Origin of the sequence: Pragia fontium (genome assembly GCF_900638655.1) — a bacterium.
Classification (GTDB): domain Bacteria; phylum Pseudomonadota; class Gammaproteobacteria; order Enterobacterales; family Enterobacteriaceae; genus Pragia; species Pragia fontium.
Genome location: NZ_LR134531.1, coordinates 3,999,229 through 4,014,893, shown reverse-complemented (window position 1 = coordinate 4,014,893; position 15,665 = coordinate 3,999,229). Strand labels below are relative to the sequence as shown.

Below are 15,665 nucleotides of genomic sequence, written 5' to 3'. Positions count from 1 at the left end.
CAACCGCTGCTCAAACAGAATCATCTACTATAACAAATCTGTTCTGCCAAACGGTTATCACGATAGGTATTAATCGGCTTTATTTGCCGGATAGCCGCATTAACAACAAACTATCCGGCAAAGCTGAAGAGATAATCAGTCCGGCATTCTCTTACAAATCAGCAGAGTATGGCCTAAACCTAAATTATCAATATCCTGCTCTACGTAGAAACCAGCCTTACGTAAGCAGTCATACAGTACCCGGGAATGATAAAAACGGCTGTTACCGTTTGCCATGCAGGTAAAGTAAAGTGAAGATGCATTCAGGCTCAATGCCCCAGCTTCAAACGGCTGGCGATCCCAGAACACTTCCATAATACAAACCTGTGCATCCGGTTTCATATTATCGTGAATCAGGGTCAGAATGTGCACCACCTGCTCTTCGCTAAAGCAGTCAAGGAACTGGCTCATCCACCAAACATCTGCTTCATTCGGCAGTTTTTCTGCGGTTAGCAGGTCGACGCCATAGCCTTTAATCCGCTCACTATAGCCAGATTCAGCGATATTTTTCTCAGCCAACGCAATCTGCTGCGGCAGATCGAGCAACGTGACTTTAACATTGTCATCATTTTTGGCGCAGCACAGCGCCCATTTTCCAGTATTGCCGCCGACATCATAAATATGCTCAGGCTGCAGTGGAAAAATATGTTTAAACGCCGCATTAAATGCCGCATCAGAATAGAAATGGTCAAAAGCAAACCAGCTTTCTCGCGCCGCTTCAGGTAACTCGCTGAGTGCAGGGTAAATCGTCGGCCAATCGCCAAATACTTTCAGACCGGAAGGCTGGCTATTCTCCAGCGCCTCTTTCAGATGGAACATCCCTTGGTAGCAAACGTCGTGACTGAAATCCATATTGACCCGTGTCATCTTGTCATGCAGCAAGAAATGTCCTACTTTGCCCAAAAAGAAGCGTTGCTCATTCTGGTAAACGATACGGCTACTTAAGCCAACGTCCAGCAGCAGTTGAACAGCATAGTGATTGATATGTACGGAATCGGTAATTTCATCGGCGGTTGCCCCTTGCGTACCCACTTGGTCGAGAAAAGTCAGGATGCCGCTATCTCTAAGATTAAGCGCTGCCTGAAACAACATGGGGGCAAAAGCAATTTTTTGAGCTTCGGTAATCGCTTCTAATGCAGAAAACGGGTCCTTATCATAGCCATAGCCAACTTCTGTTTTGGTATCCAAAAACATTCCCTTATAAAAAAAATAGATGCGGAGATAAAATCATCTCCGCATCACATATTAAAATTATTATGGTTAAAAATTAGTTATATAAAGCCTGCTGTTCTAACAGCTTATTCTGAATATCTTGATCTAACTTCGCTGCCCAACGGTTATAGTTACCCGGCACTTTGTCGGTATCTGGCGTCAAGTTCTGGCTACCAACGTACTCAATAGAATACTGAGATGAAGTATAAGGAATGCGAATTTCCGCAGAATTACCGCGAGTCACAATTTTACCGGTGATCAAACCGGTGCGCATTTTCTTCATTTCCCAGCCGCGGCCTTTACCTGAGTCCATGATCGCTTTTTCAATTTGCTGTGTCGTGAAGCTACCGTTGATATCCGAAGTGAGGTTACGCGCCACACGGTTACCGCTACAGCCAGCAATAAAAATAAGGGCAATAATACTAACAAATAATATTTTTAAACTTTTCATATTCATCTCATTTATTCTCCATTGAATTTTACTGGACTAACCACGCTATGATTCTGACGCAAATTATTCCGCTGTCCCGATTATAACCGGCTAGATAATACCCTAATAGTGAGGGATTTAGCCACCGCCAACAAAAAAGCACGCTAGTCTAACAAAAAATGATATATCAGTGAATTTGTTATGTATTAGCCATAAATATTAGAGGGTTCTCCTCAATAATTACCTGGAAGATATCAATATATAAATAAATATCTGACAAAAATATATTAATTCGTTTATATATTATTTCCGTTAATTTACCGACCGTTAATGTAAAAAGTTTCTTATCTGTATTATTATACCGGCGAATTTTAAGAGGTATTCTTCATTAATGACGTATTCATTTAATATTCTGAGCTGGTGTGCATTAGCGCCCGGATTAACGACCCCGGAACAATGGTTAGCTTGGTCAACCGGCCCGAATACGGACTGGAGTGAACCGCTACCCAAAGCTCAGCGTATTCCGATGATGACCGCACGTCGTATGAGTATACCCAGCCAACTCAGCGTTGAAGTTGGATTAACCCTATTAGAGGAACAGCCAGATGCCGCGGTGTTTATTAGTCGCCATGGCGAGCTGGAACGCACCTATAAAATTATTGCTGACCTCTGTCAGCATCAAGATATCTCCCCGACCGACTTTGCCATGTCAGTACATAATACTGCCTCAGGGCTGCTGACCATCAGTGGAAAAGCGCCATTACCCATTTCCTCCATTGCTGCTGGCGCAGATGGTTTTCAGCAGGGGATGTTGGAAGTTCAGGGGATGTTAGCTAACGGAGCACAGAAGGTGCTGCTGGTGGATTTTGACGGTGCTATCCCACAGGCCTACCATGCGCAAATTTGCCATCAAATCCCAGCTTATGCAGTAGGATTGCTGATAGCGCCCGGTAATCAGCTGCAATGCCATCAATTAAGTAAAACGCCTTGTCTACCATTATCGGATACCGAATCGTCTGAGTTGCCGCAAAGCATAGATTTTATGCGGCACTGGCTGGCAAAAGCACCACAGTTCACCCTAAAAGGGACAAGGTCTGACTGGCAATGGCGTCAATAATTAAACCCCAAGGGAAATCTTCCGTTTTCAATCGACTCTGGCGCATTGCTGCCACCGGATTCTGCTTTACGCTATTCGGTATTGGCGGCCTGATGATGTCGACCTTCTGGTTTTCTACTCTGCGTATTGTGGTCAAAGATCGCCAACGCTGCACCATCCTGACGCAAAACAGCATTCGCTACAGCTTCAAGCTGTTCCTCTGGCTTACCCGTTTTTTCCGCGTTTTAGACTATCGCTTCGATGGAATAGACAAACTCGATCAGGATGCCGGCTGCATTGTGGTCGCCAATCATCCAAGTCTGCTGGACTACGTCTTTCTGGCTTCCTGTATGCCACGCTGTGACTGCATCGTTAAGCAGTCATTGCTCGATAATATTTTTATGCGCGGCGTGATTAAATCCGCCGGATATATTGCCAATTCAGAATCTGATATTTTGCTGCCGCAGTGCCAACAGATACTGGACTCTAACGGCATGATCCTGATTTTCCCGGAAGGAACACGAACAACGCCGGGACAAACCATGCATCTACAGCGAGGCGCGGCCAATATTGCTTTGCGTTGCCATGCGGATATTCGGTTAGTCACCATTCATTGTGACCAGCCAATGCTGACGAAACAGGGAAAGTGGTATAATATCCCCCCCGTGAAACCACGGTTTCAAATTATGGTAAAAGAAAAGATTAGCGCAAAGGATTATACCGCTGATGGTGATGCATCGCCTGCTATCGCCGCTCGCCGTTTGACGCAAACTTTAAACCAAAAGCTCATACCAGAGCCCGTTCAAACTAATGAGAAAAAATAATGGATGTTTTAAATAACGAAATTAAAGCCCTTATCATTGACGCCCTTAATTTAGAGGGCATGACGCCGGACGATATCGACACCGCCGCACCGCTGTTTGGTGACGGTTTGGGTTTAGATTCGATTGACGCATTAGAGCTAGGTTTAGCCATTAAAAATCGCTATGGCGTGATTCTTTCCGCCGAAAGTGAAGATACCCGCAAACATTTCTATTCCGTCGCCTCACTTTCCGAACTGATCGCTTCACAACGCGACAAATAACCGAGGTATTGAATAATGGATAAACAGCAAATTTATCAAGAAGTCAAAGCGATCATGGTGAAGCTTTTCGAGACGAATGCCGACGATATCACTTTGGATGCCAAACTGTACGAAGATCTGGAGCTGGATAGCATTGATGCCGTTGATCTGGTGGTTTACTTACAAAAAATGACCGGTAAGAAAATCAATCCAGAAATGTTTAAATCGGTACGTACGGTAGAAGATGTGGTCAATGCCGTCGATCAACTGCTACAGAATAAGTAATTTCTGGGGCTGCCGATGATTAACCGCAGTGGGCGGCCTCGGTTTCACCTCGCCTTTATCATTCAGGGGTTAACGGCGCTGGCCGTTATCGGCTATCCGTTTGCTGTCTATTTTGGCCTGAGCTATTGGGGCACATCGGTACTGGCTCCGCTGCTGGTAGTGCTTTTTGCCAGCCGCTTGGTATTAGCCCGAGGAAAAATCAAACAGCTTTCTTGGCTCATGAAAGCCTTTGCGCTATTGGGCATTTTGCTGGCTCTGGCGAGTTGGTTGCTGAAACAGAATCACTGGTTGCTCTACTATCCGGTTGTGGTCAGTTTGCTACTGTTGGGTCTATTTGGTCAGTCGCTGTTTAGGCCACCGTCCATTGTCGAAAGGTTAGCGCGTTTAACCGAGCCTGATTTACCACCAGCAGGCGTACGCTATACCCGCAGAGTCACTCAGGTTTGGTGCCTGTTCTTTATCATCAACGGCAGCATTGCGCTTTTTACCTGCCTGTATGACGACATCGAGCTATGGACGTTGTATAACGGCGCTATCAGTTATTTTTTAATGGGAATATTAATGGGTACGGAATGGATAATCAGAAAACGGCTGCGCCACGGATAACGCTGCGCCTGAAAGATGTTCTCAGCGTCAACCGCCCTCATAATACACTGATTGCCTGGCGGGGAGAGCAACACCTTACCCTGTCTAAATTCCGTTTCCGGGTAAAAAAACTGATTCGTCAGCTACAGTCCTGTCCCGAACAACAATGGGCGATCTGCTTTAATGACAGTTATCTGTTCTCCGCGGCCTTACTGGCCTTAATTTATTGTGGTAAAACCCCGGTAATCCCTGGGCATCTGCGGCAGGCTCAGCTTAAAGAACAGTATCAGCAGGGTGCTTTTGACGCATTGCTGAGCGATCTACCATTACAGATAGGCTGCCCAACCATTTGGTCATCCGCGACACCGCACGATAGAGAAGAATTAGCCATCGATTTACCTGAATGGCCGGAGAACGCTGAACTCATCCTGTTTACCTCCGGCTCTACCGGTCAACCGAAAGCGGTACATAAACTTATCCGACTGCTGGAAGCCGAAAGTGAACTACTGGCCAACAATTGGCGTAGTTTGGTACCCGGCACCCGGATCGCGGCCACCGTATCCCATCAACATCTTTATGGTTTAACCTTCCGCATTTTGCTTCCGCTGGTGCTGGGACTGCCGTTTAATGCTCAACTCACTGAATACCACGAGCAGTTACAGCCGCTGGCCACCACTCCACTAGCCTTAATCGCCAGCCCGGCCTATTTAAAACGTTTGGATAGCAGCTTACGGGTGTTGAATTGCGCGATGGTCGTTTCAGCCGGCGGGCCATTAAACCTCGACGAGGCCCGGCGGGTAAAGCAGTGTCTGACCGTGCTACCGCTAGAAATTTACGGCACCAGTGAAACCGGAGTGATTGCTCACCGCCGTCAAGAGCATCTGCAACAGCCCTGGCAGCCGTTTAACGGTATCCAAATCACACGACAGCCGGACGGTGAAATTAACGTCGTTTCTCCGCTGTTTAACAACGATGCTGGCAGTACCATCGGCGATCTGATTAGCCTTGAGCCCGATGGTTTCCATCTGCTCGGACGTAAAGACAAAATTATTAAAATCGAAGAGAAACGCATATCTCTGGCGGATGTAGAACAGCGTTTAATCTCGCTGGATGAAATCAGCGATGCGGCGGTGATCCCCATTACGCAAAATGGCAGAACTCTCTTAGCGGCGGCTATTGTTCTGACCAATATCGGCCAACAGCGTCACCAGCAGGGCGATCACCCGTTAACCCAACATTTACGCCAACAGTTAAGAGAATGGCTTGAACCGGTTGCTTTACCTAAACGCTGGCGAATTGTGTCGGCAATTCCGCTCAATACGCAAGGTAAGCGAGCCTACAGTGAATTACAGGAACTGTTTTTATGATGTTGCCACAGGAAAGCGCCCGCCAAATAACCGACGGCGTCAGTACCACCCTTTATTTTAAATTACAGCCGGAACTATTCTGGTTTAAAGGCCATTTTCCTGAGCAGGCTCTGTTGCCTGGCGTAACCCAAATTCACTGGGTTATGCATTATGGCGCTGAACTCTTTAATCTACCGCCAATATTTAGCGCGCTTGACGTAGTGAAATTCCAGCGCCCATTATTTCCATCGGAAGAAATCACCCTCACCCTTAACTGGGATGAAGCAAAGTCCAAACTGAGCTTCCAGTACCGTTGCGGTGATATCCTCGCCAGCAGCGGCAGGATTAGCCTATGCCATTAAATCACTCAACGGATAAGGCCTTTAATCCCTGTCTGGTTATTCCTTGTTATAACCATGGTTCAACCATGGATAGCGTACTGCAACAGTTGGCCGCTTTTCAGCTCAACTGTATCGTTGTGGATGACGGCAGCCGTAAAGAAACTGCTGATGAATTGGATCGGCTAACTACGGTTTACTCTTGGATAACGCTGGTTCGCCACCGGCAGAATCAGGGAAAGGGCGGGGCGGTACTGAGCGCTCTACGCGAGGCTCAGCGTCAGGGTTACAGCCATGGCGTTCAGGTGGATGCCGACGGTCAGCACTTTCTGGATGATATTCCCCGCTTACTCGCGGAGGCACAACAGTATCCTGATGATATTATTTCCGGCCAGCCGGTTTATGATGAAAGCGTGCCTAAATCTCGCCTCTACTCGCGCTATATCACCCATATCTGGGTATGGATTGAAACCCTGTCTTTATCCATTCGCGACAGCATGTGCGGGTTTCGCGTTTATCCTATCGACGTTACGCTACAGTTAGCCGATCGCGTTCCCCTCGGTCAACATATGGATTTCGATACCGAGATCATGGTGCGCCTTTACTGGCAGGGTACACAGTCACGCTTTATTCCAACGAAGGTGATCTACCCGGAAGATGGCCTGTCGCACTTTGATGTCTGGCGCGATAATCTGCGTATCTCGTGGATGCATACTCGCCTGTTTCTCGCCATGCTTCCCCGTATGCCATCGCTAATTATGCGCCACTTTAAAGATGAAACGCATTGGTCACAAACGCATGAGCGCAAAGGGCTGTGGGGCATTCGGTTAATGGTCAAAACCTATCGCCTGTTCGGACGCCGCGCGTTTAATCTGCTGCTGTATCCGGTTATCGGTTTTTACTGGCTAACGGGAAACCGACAGCGTCAGGCTTCGGAACACTATCTCCAGCGATTGAAAAACTACGCCGCCGACCAAAAGCTAACGCTGCCAGCCCACCTAACCAGCTATCGCCACTTTATGCGCTTTGGCGAAGCCATGTTGGATAAGCTGGCCTGCTGGCTGGGAGATATTAAGCTCGATCAGGTTGATTTCCCGGACAAAGGCCAATGCCTACAACAACTAGAGCGCCAACAGGGCACGTTAATTCTCGGTTCCCATTTAGGCGATCTGGAAGTGTGTCGCGCGCTGGGTGAGCTCTCTTTTGATGTAAAAATTAATGCGTTGGTGTTTACTCAACATGCCGCACGTTTTAATCAGGTTATGCAGGAAATTAATCCTGATTCCAATATTAATATGATTCAGGTCAGTAGCTGGGGCCCGGAAGTCGCTATTCTACTTAAGCAAAAACTGGATGACGGAGAATGGGTAGCCATCGTCGGCGATCGAACATCGATCAGTAACCATCATCGGCAAAATGAACAGCGTATTATTTGGGCTGATTTTCTCGGTAAGCCCGCACCATTTCCGCTGGGGCCGTTTGTCTTGGCGTCGGTGCTGCGCTGCCCGGTCTATTTGATGTTCGGCCTGAAACCGGATGGCAAATTTCGCATTCATTTCGAAAAATTTGCCGACCCGTTGATTCTGCCGAGGGAAAATCGTCAGCAGGCCATTCAGCAAACCGTTGAGCGTTACGCCAGCAGACTGGAACACTATAGCCTTACGTCCCCATTAGACTGGTTTAATTTTTATGATTTCTGGCAGCTCAGCAAGCCGGAAGAGCAACCGAGTGATACGCATGAATCTTGATTCCGATCCCCGTTTATCCGTTGATATTGATCTAACCATTCCGTTTCATGATGCGGACGCTATGGGTGTGGTTTGGCACGGCAACTATTTTCGCTACTTTGAAGTCGCCCGCGAGGCCTTACTCAAGCAGTTTGACTATGGCTATCGACAAATGCGCGACTCCGGCTATGCGTGGCCGATTATTGATACCCGGGTGAAATACATCTCTCCACTGCATTTTGAGCAGCAGGTTCGCGTTAACGCCCGTTTAACCGAATATGAAAACCGCCTACGTATTGACTACACCCTGTTTGATAGCGCCAGCGGTAAGAAAACCACTAAAGGCTATACCATTCAGGTAGCGGTGAATGAACAAAATGGCGAAATGTGTTTCGTCAGTCCACAGATCCTGTTTGATAAGCTGGGAATACAGCCATGAGTCAGGTTATACATTTCTCCCGCCTGCTGGTTGGTGCTCTGATTCTGTTCATTTGTCAGGCTGCTCAGGCAGTTTCCCTCGACGACTTGCAACAGCGCTTTAGTCATCACCCCGTATTACGCGCCCAGTTTGAACAATTGCGCACCATTAACGGCATGTCGCAACCGCTGAAATCCAGCGGTAATGTGCTTATCGCACAGCAGCACGGTTTGGTATGGAATCAAACCAAACCGTTTGCTCTGAAACTGATGATGAATGAAAGCCGGATGGAACAAAGCATGGTCGGTCAACCGCCGCAGGTGGTCACTGCCGACAGCAATCCTCAGATGTTTCAGTTTAACGCCATCTTGACCGCGCTATTTCATGCCGATCGACAGGCTTTAGAGCAAAACTTCAGGCTCAATTTTAGCGATTTGGGCAACGGCGGCTGGCAGTTAACGCTACAACCAACTACCATGCCGCTGAACAAACTGTTCCGCCAAATTACGCTTAACGGGGAACAGTTCCTCAATACCATTGCTATCGATGATATGCAGGGGGATAACACCCGCATTCGCTTCTTCGATCAAAAAACTCAACCTACGACGCTGACGCCAGATGAAGAACACCATTTTTCGTCCTGAAGTACATCGCCGCATCGCTCTGGGTTGGCTGGTTTGCGTCATCGGGCTACTGCTGACGCTGGCGCTGATTTTACCCCACAGCAAGCTAAACAGCAGCGTGATGGCGTTGCTGCCAAAAGAGCATAGTCAGGATATCCCACCGGCGCTGGAAGAGGGCTTTAATCAACGCCTTGACCGGCAAATGGTCTGGCTGGTTAGCCCTCCACAGGGAGAAGACAGTGCGCCAGCAATCTGGTGGCAGCAACAGTTGGAACAGCTAACCGCCTTTCGTGAAGTGGCTGGTCAAATGACCGAGCAGCGCCAGCAAGAATGGGGTAAGTTCTTTTTCGATCGCCGCTACCCGCTGTTGGACACCGCCAGCCGCCAGCGACTGAGTGGAGATGCATCCGCCCAGTCTGACTGGGTGCTCAGCCAGGTTTACTCACCGTTTGCCGGCGTCAGCGCCAAAGAACTTAACAGCGATCCGCTGCTAACCATGCGTTCAGCCCAGATGAGCCAGCAACAAAACAGCGGCCCATTGCGCCTGAATAACGGTTGGCTAACCAGTCAGGATAAACAGGGAAGAACCTGGTATCTGCTGCATGGTGAGCTAAGTGCCTCTTCTTACGATATTCAGAGCGCCCGCCAAACGGTGGAAAAACTACAACAGCTCAAGCAACAGCTACAGCAAAAATGGCCGGGAGCCGAGCTCCTGCAACGTGGCACACTATTTTACAGCGACTATGCCAGTCAGCAGGCACAGCAGGATATCTCCACCATCGGTAGCGTCTCCGGTTTAGGCATTATCATCCTGATCCTTTACGTTTTCCGCACCCTGAAACCGCTGTGGCTAACCCTGCTATCGCTCACGATCGGCGCCATCAGCGGCAGCGTCGCGGTATTTGCAATTTTCGGTGAAGTCCATGTGATGACGCTGGTGATGAGCACCAGCGTCGTGGGTATTTCCATTGATTACGCTCTGCATTATCTCACCGAGCGTATGATGCACGGCAATGATGAATCGCCGTTAGCCAGTATGAAAAAGCTGTTTCCCGCACTGTTGTTAGCGGTTATTTCCAGCTCTATCGCCTATCTGCTGCTGTTTATCGCACCATTCCCCGGTTTACAACAGTTAGCCATTTTTGCCGCTGCTGGCCTGAGCGGTGCTTTCTTAACCGTGATTTGCTGGTATCCGTGGTTATCACGCCATTTGCCGGTACGCAGTCATATCCGCATCGGCTTTATCACCCGTTGGTTATTCCGCTGGCAAAATGACAACCGAGTACGTATCGGTATTCCACTGGCGGCAGTGCTGATCACCATCATCGGCTTTTCCCTGTTGAAAGTGGATGATGATATCCGCAAGCTGCAAGCCCTTCCCCCTGAATTCCAGCAGCAGGAGCAGCAGATCGCTTCGCTCACCGGGCAACACAGCGATCAAAAATGGTTTATGGTTTACGGCGACTCCGCTGAACAAACCCTACAACGGCTGGAAGCGCTGGAAAGCAGTCTGAATAACGCCCAAAATTCAGGCTGGATTGCCGGATATCGCTGGTTTCCGTTTCCATCTGAACAAAGGCAGCAACGTAATCTCGATCTGCTAAAACAGCAGGCACCTTTAGTCATTGCCCGTTTACAACAGGCCGGATTGAACGTTACTGAACCGCAGATTAACCAATCACCCGTTACGATTAAGCAGTGGCTAAGTAGCGTCTCCAGCGAGGGCTGGCGCCTGTTATGGCTTAGTCTGGACGATGGTCAATCGGCGGTGTTGGTACCGGTGAATGGCGTAACCAATCCAGCAGCATTACAACAGTTGGCGTTAAACAGTACTGGCGTACACTGGGTAGATAAACATACCGAGTTCTCGACGCTGTTCTCGGTGTATCGTCAACACCTGACCACGCTGTTAGCCGCAACAGTATTGGTAATCGCCGCCCTGTTCTTATGGCGCTTTGGCCTGAGACAGGGGCTGCGCTGCATTATCCCAACGGTTCTCTCTCTGGGTATTGGGCTGGCAGTGCTGAGCTTAAGCGGGCAAACGCTAAATCTGTTTTCACTGCTGGCGCTGATATTAGTGCTGGGTATCGGTATCGACTACACGCTGTTTTTCAGCAATCCCGCCGGTACGCCGTCCACCTCGATGCTGTCAATTTTGATGGCGGCACTGACCACCGAATTAAGCTTTGGGCTGCTGGCCGCCAGCGGAACACAGGCAATTGCCGGATTTGGTCTGGTGCTCAGCGGCGGTATTTTTGCCGCATTTGTTCTATCGCCACTGGCTCTGCCCAAACGTACTGAAATCAGGAAATCATCATGAGAATAAAAACCGGCATTATTGCCGCCTTTCTGATACTGCTACTTGGTGGCTGTGCGCTTAATCAGGATCAAAGCCAACCTCAAGCATGGCTAAAACGGGGGACGAAAGTCACTCTACCTGCCCCCAGCTTGAAAACCCCGCTGCACCACCAACAGCTGCTAACGGCGACCGTCGATGGTAAACAGCAATCCTTACTGGTCATGCTGGACGCAGATGGGGAAAAAATCACCCTAGCCGCCCTGTCACCGGTCGGGATTCGCCTGTTTAAAGTCACTTATGACGGCAGTGGAATTCACACCGAACAGTCTCTTGCGCTACCGCAACTGCCCCCTGCCGAACAGGTATTAGCTGATATTATGCTAAGCTACTGGTCAATCAGCGACTGGCAAGCCCAGTTACCTGAAGGGTGGCAGCTAACCGATCAAGATAATAAGCGGATTCTGACCGATGCCAAAAACCAGACGATAAGTGAAATTTACTACCAGAATAGCCAAGGACAGCGTGAGCCCGTCGCTATCATTCAGCACCATTTCGGTTATCAAATTACTATACAAAATGTGGATACGCCGTCATGATCTACTTTTCCGCCGCTGGGCTGGTTAATTCACTGGGAGACTCGCTGGAACAAATCAGCGATAACCTCAGTCAGGGCAATTCAGGCCTGAAACCAAGCGATAGCTGGCTATTAAACCAAAAATCGACCTGGGTTGGGGAGGTCAATACCCCGTTACCACAGGTTCCACCCGAGTTAGCTCGCCATGACTCACGCAACAACCGCCTGCTGATGGCGGCTCTGAGCCAAATTCAACCACAGATCGATGAAGCGATTGTTCAATTTGGACCAGAGCGTATTGCTGTGGTTATGGGCACCAGTACTTCAGGTATCCATGAAGGTGAACTGGCGGTGAACCATCAATTAGTTTGCGATCAACTTCCCCAACATTATCACTATCAGCAGCAGGAACTCGGCGATCCCGCCATGTTTCTGGCCGCGCTACTGGGGCTCAATGGTCCGGCTTATACCCTATCCACGGCCTGCTCCTCCAGCGTACGGGCGATAATCAGCGGCTATCGGTTAATCATGGCAGGAATGGCCGATGCGGCGCTGGTTGGCGGAGCCGATAGCCTGTGCAGAATGGCGATTAACGGCTTCGACAGTTTAGAGTCGATTTCCAGCCAACGTTGTGTGCCGTTTGCCGAAGGGCGTAATGGCATTAACATTGGTGAAAGCGCGGGTCTGGTACTATTAACTCGCCAACCGGCCAAAGTTGCCCTATTAGGCATGGGTGAATCATCCGATGCCTGGCATATGTCAGCCCCTCACCCTCAAGGAGAAGGAGCGGAGAGAGCCATGAGAATGGCGCTGGATCAGGCGGGGCTGGAACCCCATCACATTGGTTATATCAATCTGCACGGCACCGCTACGCAGTTAAACGATCTGGCCGAAGGAATGGCGGTTAACCGAGTATTTGGCTCAACGGTACCCTGTAGCTCCACCAAACATCTGACCGGGCACACGCTGGGGGCTGCCGGAATTACCGAGGCTATTCTGTGCTGGTTAATCCTAAACCGGGATCTGACCTTGCCGGTTCAGGACTTTTCCACCTCGGCCAAAGATGCGGCTATTGCCGATATTCATTTACTCACCAGCCCAGAAAAGCTAACTAAAAAAACGATTATTTCAAACTCATTTGCTTTTGGCGGTAATAACGCCTGCGTACTTTTGGGAGAAGCCGGATGAACAACTTTCACCCCGCCGCATATTATCTACCCCACGAGTCTCCGATGGTTTTTCTGGAGACCGTATGTGCCGTTGACGATGACAGCACAATTTGTGAAGTCAGCGTCAACCCTGACGGCATTTTATCCCCGTATCTTAACGGCCAAAATGCCCTGCCAGCCTGGTTCGCTATTGAAATTATGGCTCAGGCGATTGGCGTTTGGAGCGGTTGGCATGGAATACAAAACAACCAGACTCCTCGACTGGGCATGTTATTAGGCAGCCGAGCCTTTAAATCAACGCTGAATGAATACCCTAATGGCAGCCTACTCAGGGTATATGCCACTATGCTATTGCAGGATGATAAGCTTGCCAGCTTCGACTGCCGACTAGAGATAAACGGAGAAACCGTTACTCAGGCGAAGCTGAACGTTTATCAGCCAGATAATCAGGAAATCGCCCGGTTAATACAACAACCTAACGTTGAGGATGCTATCTTATGACCCGTTCCGTTTTAGTTACCGGTGCAAGTAAAGGAATCGGCAAAGCCATTGCCTGCCGTCTGGCGCAAGATGGATTTACGCTTGTTGTTCATTATCTGAGTGATAAAGCCGGGGCTGAGCAAACTCTGCAACACATTGAAGCGGCAGGCGGCACAGGCCGTTTAATCAATTTCGATATTAGTCAGCGCGAACAGTGCCGCCAACAAATAGAACAAGATATTGAGCAGCACGGCGCATACTACGGCGTAGTTAATAACGCTGGCATTATCCGTGACGGCGCGTTTCCCGCCCTGACGGATAGCGACTGGGATGGCGTGATCCATACCAATCTTGATAGCTTCTATAACGTTATTCATCCCTGCATCATGCCGATGATCGGGTTGCGTAAAGGCGGGCGTATTATTACCCTATCATCTGTTTCCGGTATTACCGGCAACCGCGGTCAGGTTAACTATAGCGCCGCCAAAGCCGGTATCATTGGTGCCACTAAAGCGTTGGCGATAGAGTTAGCCAAACGTAAAATCACGGTAAATTGCATTGCTCCGGGCTTGATTGATACCGGCATTCTCGATATGGAACAGATCGCGTTGGATGAAGCCATGCGCATGATTCCGCTAAAACGTATGGGGAACACCGAAGAGGTCGCCGGATTAGCCAGCTACTTAATGTCTGATATCGCAGCCTATGTCACGCGTCAGGTTATTTCAATCAATGGAGGTATGGTATGACTCGTCGAGTCGTCATTACAGGGATGGGCGGAGTAACCGCATTAGGGCACGATTGGCCAACGGTTTCAGCCAACCTGAAACAGCAAAAAAACGCGATTCGTTTTATGCCAGCCTGGCAAGAGTTTGAAGGGCTGAATACCCTGCTCGGTGCGCCAGTTTGTGACTTCACCCTGCCGGAACACTACACGCGCAAAAAAATTCGCTCAATGGGGCGGGTGTCTCTACTTTCCACTCGTGCCACCGAGCTGGCACTAGAACAATCAGGACTGCTGGGTAATGATGTATTAACCGACGGCAGTACCGGCATCGCTTACGGATCGTCAACCGGCAGCACCAAACAGGTCGGTGAATTCGGTACCATGCTAAATGATAAAAACGTCTACAGCATCACCGCCACCACCTATGTACAAATGATGCCGCATACTTCCGCAGTCAATACCGGACTGTTCTTTGGCCTGCGTGGCCGAGTTATTCCAACCTCCAGCGCCTGTACCTCTGGTAGTCAGGCCATAGGCTATGCTTATGAGGCCATCCGTCACGGTTACCAAACCGTCATGGTGGCGGGTGGGGCTGAAGAACTTTGTCCTTCTGAGGCCGCGGTGTTTGATACGCTATTTGCCACCAGCCAAATGAACGATTCACCGGAACTATCACCACGCCCTTTTGATGCTAAGCGAGATGGTCTGGTAATCGGTGAAGGGGCCGGAACGTTGATTCTGGAAGAGCTGGAACATGCTCAGGCTCGCGGAGCGACTATTTACGGTGAAATTGTTGGTTTTGCAACCAACTGTGACGCCTCACACATTACGCAACCCCGTAAGGAAACGATGCAAATATGCATCGAACAGGCGCTAAAATCAGCCAACTTGACGGCAAGCGACATTGATTATATTTCAGCTCACGGTACCGCCACTGAACGCGGTGATATCGCTGAAAGTCAGGCAACGGAAGCAGTATTCGGTAGCAATACGCCAATCTCCTCCCTGAAGAGCTACTTCGGTCATACTTTGGGAGCCTGCGGTGCGCTGGAAGCCTGGATGTCGATAGAAATGATGCGCGACGGTTGGTTTGCACCAACAATCAACCTGTCAGAAGTGGATCCTGAGTGTGGAAAACTGGACTATATCATGGCAGAAGGTCGTCATATCGATGCCCAATATATTCAGTCTAATAACTTTGCTTTTGGCGGTATCAATACATCGCTGATTATAAAACGCTGGGCCTGATACGGG

18 protein-coding genes are annotated in these 15,665 nt (G+C 49.2%); 16 read left to right on the top strand and 2 right to left on the bottom strand.

Translation table 11 applies throughout. The features are described 5' to 3' along the window. Window positions 1–135 precede the first annotated feature (135 nt). The gene (locus EL341_RS17405) at window positions 136–1,227 is read right to left on the bottom strand and encodes a methyltransferase (RefSeq protein WP_373876084.1); all 1,092 of its coding nucleotides are present in this window, start codon (window positions 1,225–1,227) and stop codon (window positions 136–138) included. A 79-nt stretch (window positions 1,228–1,306) separates the two neighbouring features. Continuing rightward, complete coding sequence (locus EL341_RS17400) at window positions 1,307–1,708, bottom strand: hypothetical protein (protein WP_053007461.1); 402 nt, start codon at window positions 1,706–1,708, stop codon at window positions 1,307–1,309. Between the two features lie 364 nt (window positions 1,709–2,072). On the opposite strand from EL341_RS17400, the gene EL341_RS17395 reads away from it, so the two are divergent. Genes EL341_RS17395 through EL341_RS17320 form a run of 16 tightly spaced genes read left to right on the top strand, consistent with a single transcriptional unit; the run spans window position 2,073 to window position 15,659 of the window. Next, on the top strand, window positions 2,073–2,798 hold the full coding sequence (locus EL341_RS17395) for a beta-ketoacyl synthase chain length factor (protein ID WP_074824476.1): 726 nt from the start codon (window positions 2,073–2,075) through the stop codon (window positions 2,796–2,798). Then, window positions 2,786–3,601: a lysophospholipid acyltransferase family protein gene (locus EL341_RS17390; RefSeq protein WP_126468216.1), complete on the top strand. Its 816-nt coding sequence runs from the start codon at window positions 2,786–2,788 to the stop codon at window positions 3,599–3,601. Before EL341_RS17395 ends, EL341_RS17390 begins: the two co-directional genes overlap by 13 nt. Continuing rightward, window positions 3,601–3,861: a phosphopantetheine-binding protein gene (locus EL341_RS17385; RefSeq protein ID WP_047779455.1), complete on the top strand. Its 261-nt coding sequence runs from the start codon at window positions 3,601–3,603 to the stop codon at window positions 3,859–3,861. The genes EL341_RS17390 and EL341_RS17385 overlap by 1 nt, the downstream gene beginning before the upstream one ends. 15 nt (window positions 3,862–3,876) lie before the next feature. After that, window positions 3,877–4,125 (top strand): acyl carrier protein, encoded by a 249-nt coding sequence (locus EL341_RS17380; protein ID WP_047779454.1) that lies wholly within the window; start codon window positions 3,877–3,879, stop codon window positions 4,123–4,125. Window positions 4,126–4,140: 15 nt separating this feature from the next. Continuing rightward, window positions 4,141–4,731 carry a COG4648 family protein gene (locus EL341_RS17375; protein ID WP_126468215.1) on the top strand — a complete coding sequence of 197 codons (591 nt, stop codon included), beginning with the start codon at window positions 4,141–4,143 and terminating at the stop codon, window positions 4,729–4,731. Next, window positions 4,698–6,077 (top strand): AMP-binding protein, encoded by a 1,380-nt coding sequence (locus EL341_RS17370; RefSeq protein WP_126468214.1) that lies wholly within the window; start codon window positions 4,698–4,700, stop codon window positions 6,075–6,077. Before EL341_RS17375 ends, EL341_RS17370 begins: the two co-directional genes overlap by 34 nt. Further along, a complete protein-coding gene (locus EL341_RS17365; protein ID WP_047779451.1) occupies window positions 6,074–6,418 on the top strand; it encodes an ApeI family dehydratase in 345 nt (114 codons plus the stop codon). Before EL341_RS17370 ends, EL341_RS17365 begins: the two co-directional genes overlap by 4 nt. Beyond that, window positions 6,409–8,142 (top strand): glycosyltransferase family 2 protein, encoded by a 1,734-nt coding sequence (locus EL341_RS17360; protein WP_126468213.1) that lies wholly within the window; start codon window positions 6,409–6,411, stop codon window positions 8,140–8,142. Before EL341_RS17365 ends, EL341_RS17360 begins: the two co-directional genes overlap by 10 nt. After that, window positions 8,132–8,560 (top strand): acyl-CoA thioesterase, encoded by a 429-nt coding sequence (locus EL341_RS17355; RefSeq protein ID WP_126468212.1) that lies wholly within the window; start codon window positions 8,132–8,134, stop codon window positions 8,558–8,560. The genes EL341_RS17360 and EL341_RS17355 overlap by 11 nt, the downstream gene beginning before the upstream one ends. After that, the gene (locus EL341_RS17350; protein ID WP_126468211.1) at window positions 8,557–9,183 is read left to right on the top strand and encodes a LolA family protein; all 627 of its coding nucleotides are present in this window, start codon (window positions 8,557–8,559) and stop codon (window positions 9,181–9,183) included. The genes EL341_RS17355 and EL341_RS17350 overlap by 4 nt, the downstream gene beginning before the upstream one ends. After that, window positions 9,158–11,482 carry an MMPL family transporter gene (locus EL341_RS17345; RefSeq protein WP_126468210.1) on the top strand — a complete coding sequence of 775 codons (2,325 nt, stop codon included), beginning with the start codon at window positions 9,158–9,160 and terminating at the stop codon, window positions 11,480–11,482. Before EL341_RS17350 ends, EL341_RS17345 begins: the two co-directional genes overlap by 26 nt. Next, the gene (locus EL341_RS17340; protein ID WP_126468209.1) at window positions 11,479–12,057 is read left to right on the top strand and encodes a DUF3261 domain-containing protein; all 579 of its coding nucleotides are present in this window, start codon (window positions 11,479–11,481) and stop codon (window positions 12,055–12,057) included. The genes EL341_RS17345 and EL341_RS17340 overlap by 4 nt, the downstream gene beginning before the upstream one ends. After that, window positions 12,054–13,223, top strand: coding sequence for a beta-ketoacyl-[acyl-carrier-protein] synthase family protein (locus tag EL341_RS17335; protein ID WP_126468208.1), 1,170 nt, complete (start codon window positions 12,054–12,056; stop codon window positions 13,221–13,223). The genes EL341_RS17340 and EL341_RS17335 overlap by 4 nt, the downstream gene beginning before the upstream one ends. Continuing rightward, complete coding sequence (locus EL341_RS17330) at window positions 13,220–13,705, top strand: ApeP family dehydratase (protein WP_074824502.1); 486 nt, start codon at window positions 13,220–13,222, stop codon at window positions 13,703–13,705. Before EL341_RS17335 ends, EL341_RS17330 begins: the two co-directional genes overlap by 4 nt. Further along, complete coding sequence (locus EL341_RS17325) at window positions 13,702–14,433, top strand: 3-ketoacyl-ACP reductase FabG2 (protein ID WP_047779443.1); 732 nt, start codon at window positions 13,702–13,704, stop codon at window positions 14,431–14,433. Before EL341_RS17330 ends, EL341_RS17325 begins: the two co-directional genes overlap by 4 nt. Continuing rightward, the gene (locus EL341_RS17320) at window positions 14,430–15,659 is read left to right on the top strand and encodes a beta-ketoacyl-ACP synthase (RefSeq protein ID WP_047779442.1); all 1,230 of its coding nucleotides are present in this window, start codon (window positions 14,430–14,432) and stop codon (window positions 15,657–15,659) included. The genes EL341_RS17325 and EL341_RS17320 overlap by 4 nt, the downstream gene beginning before the upstream one ends. Window positions 15,660–15,665: the final 6 nt, after the last annotated feature.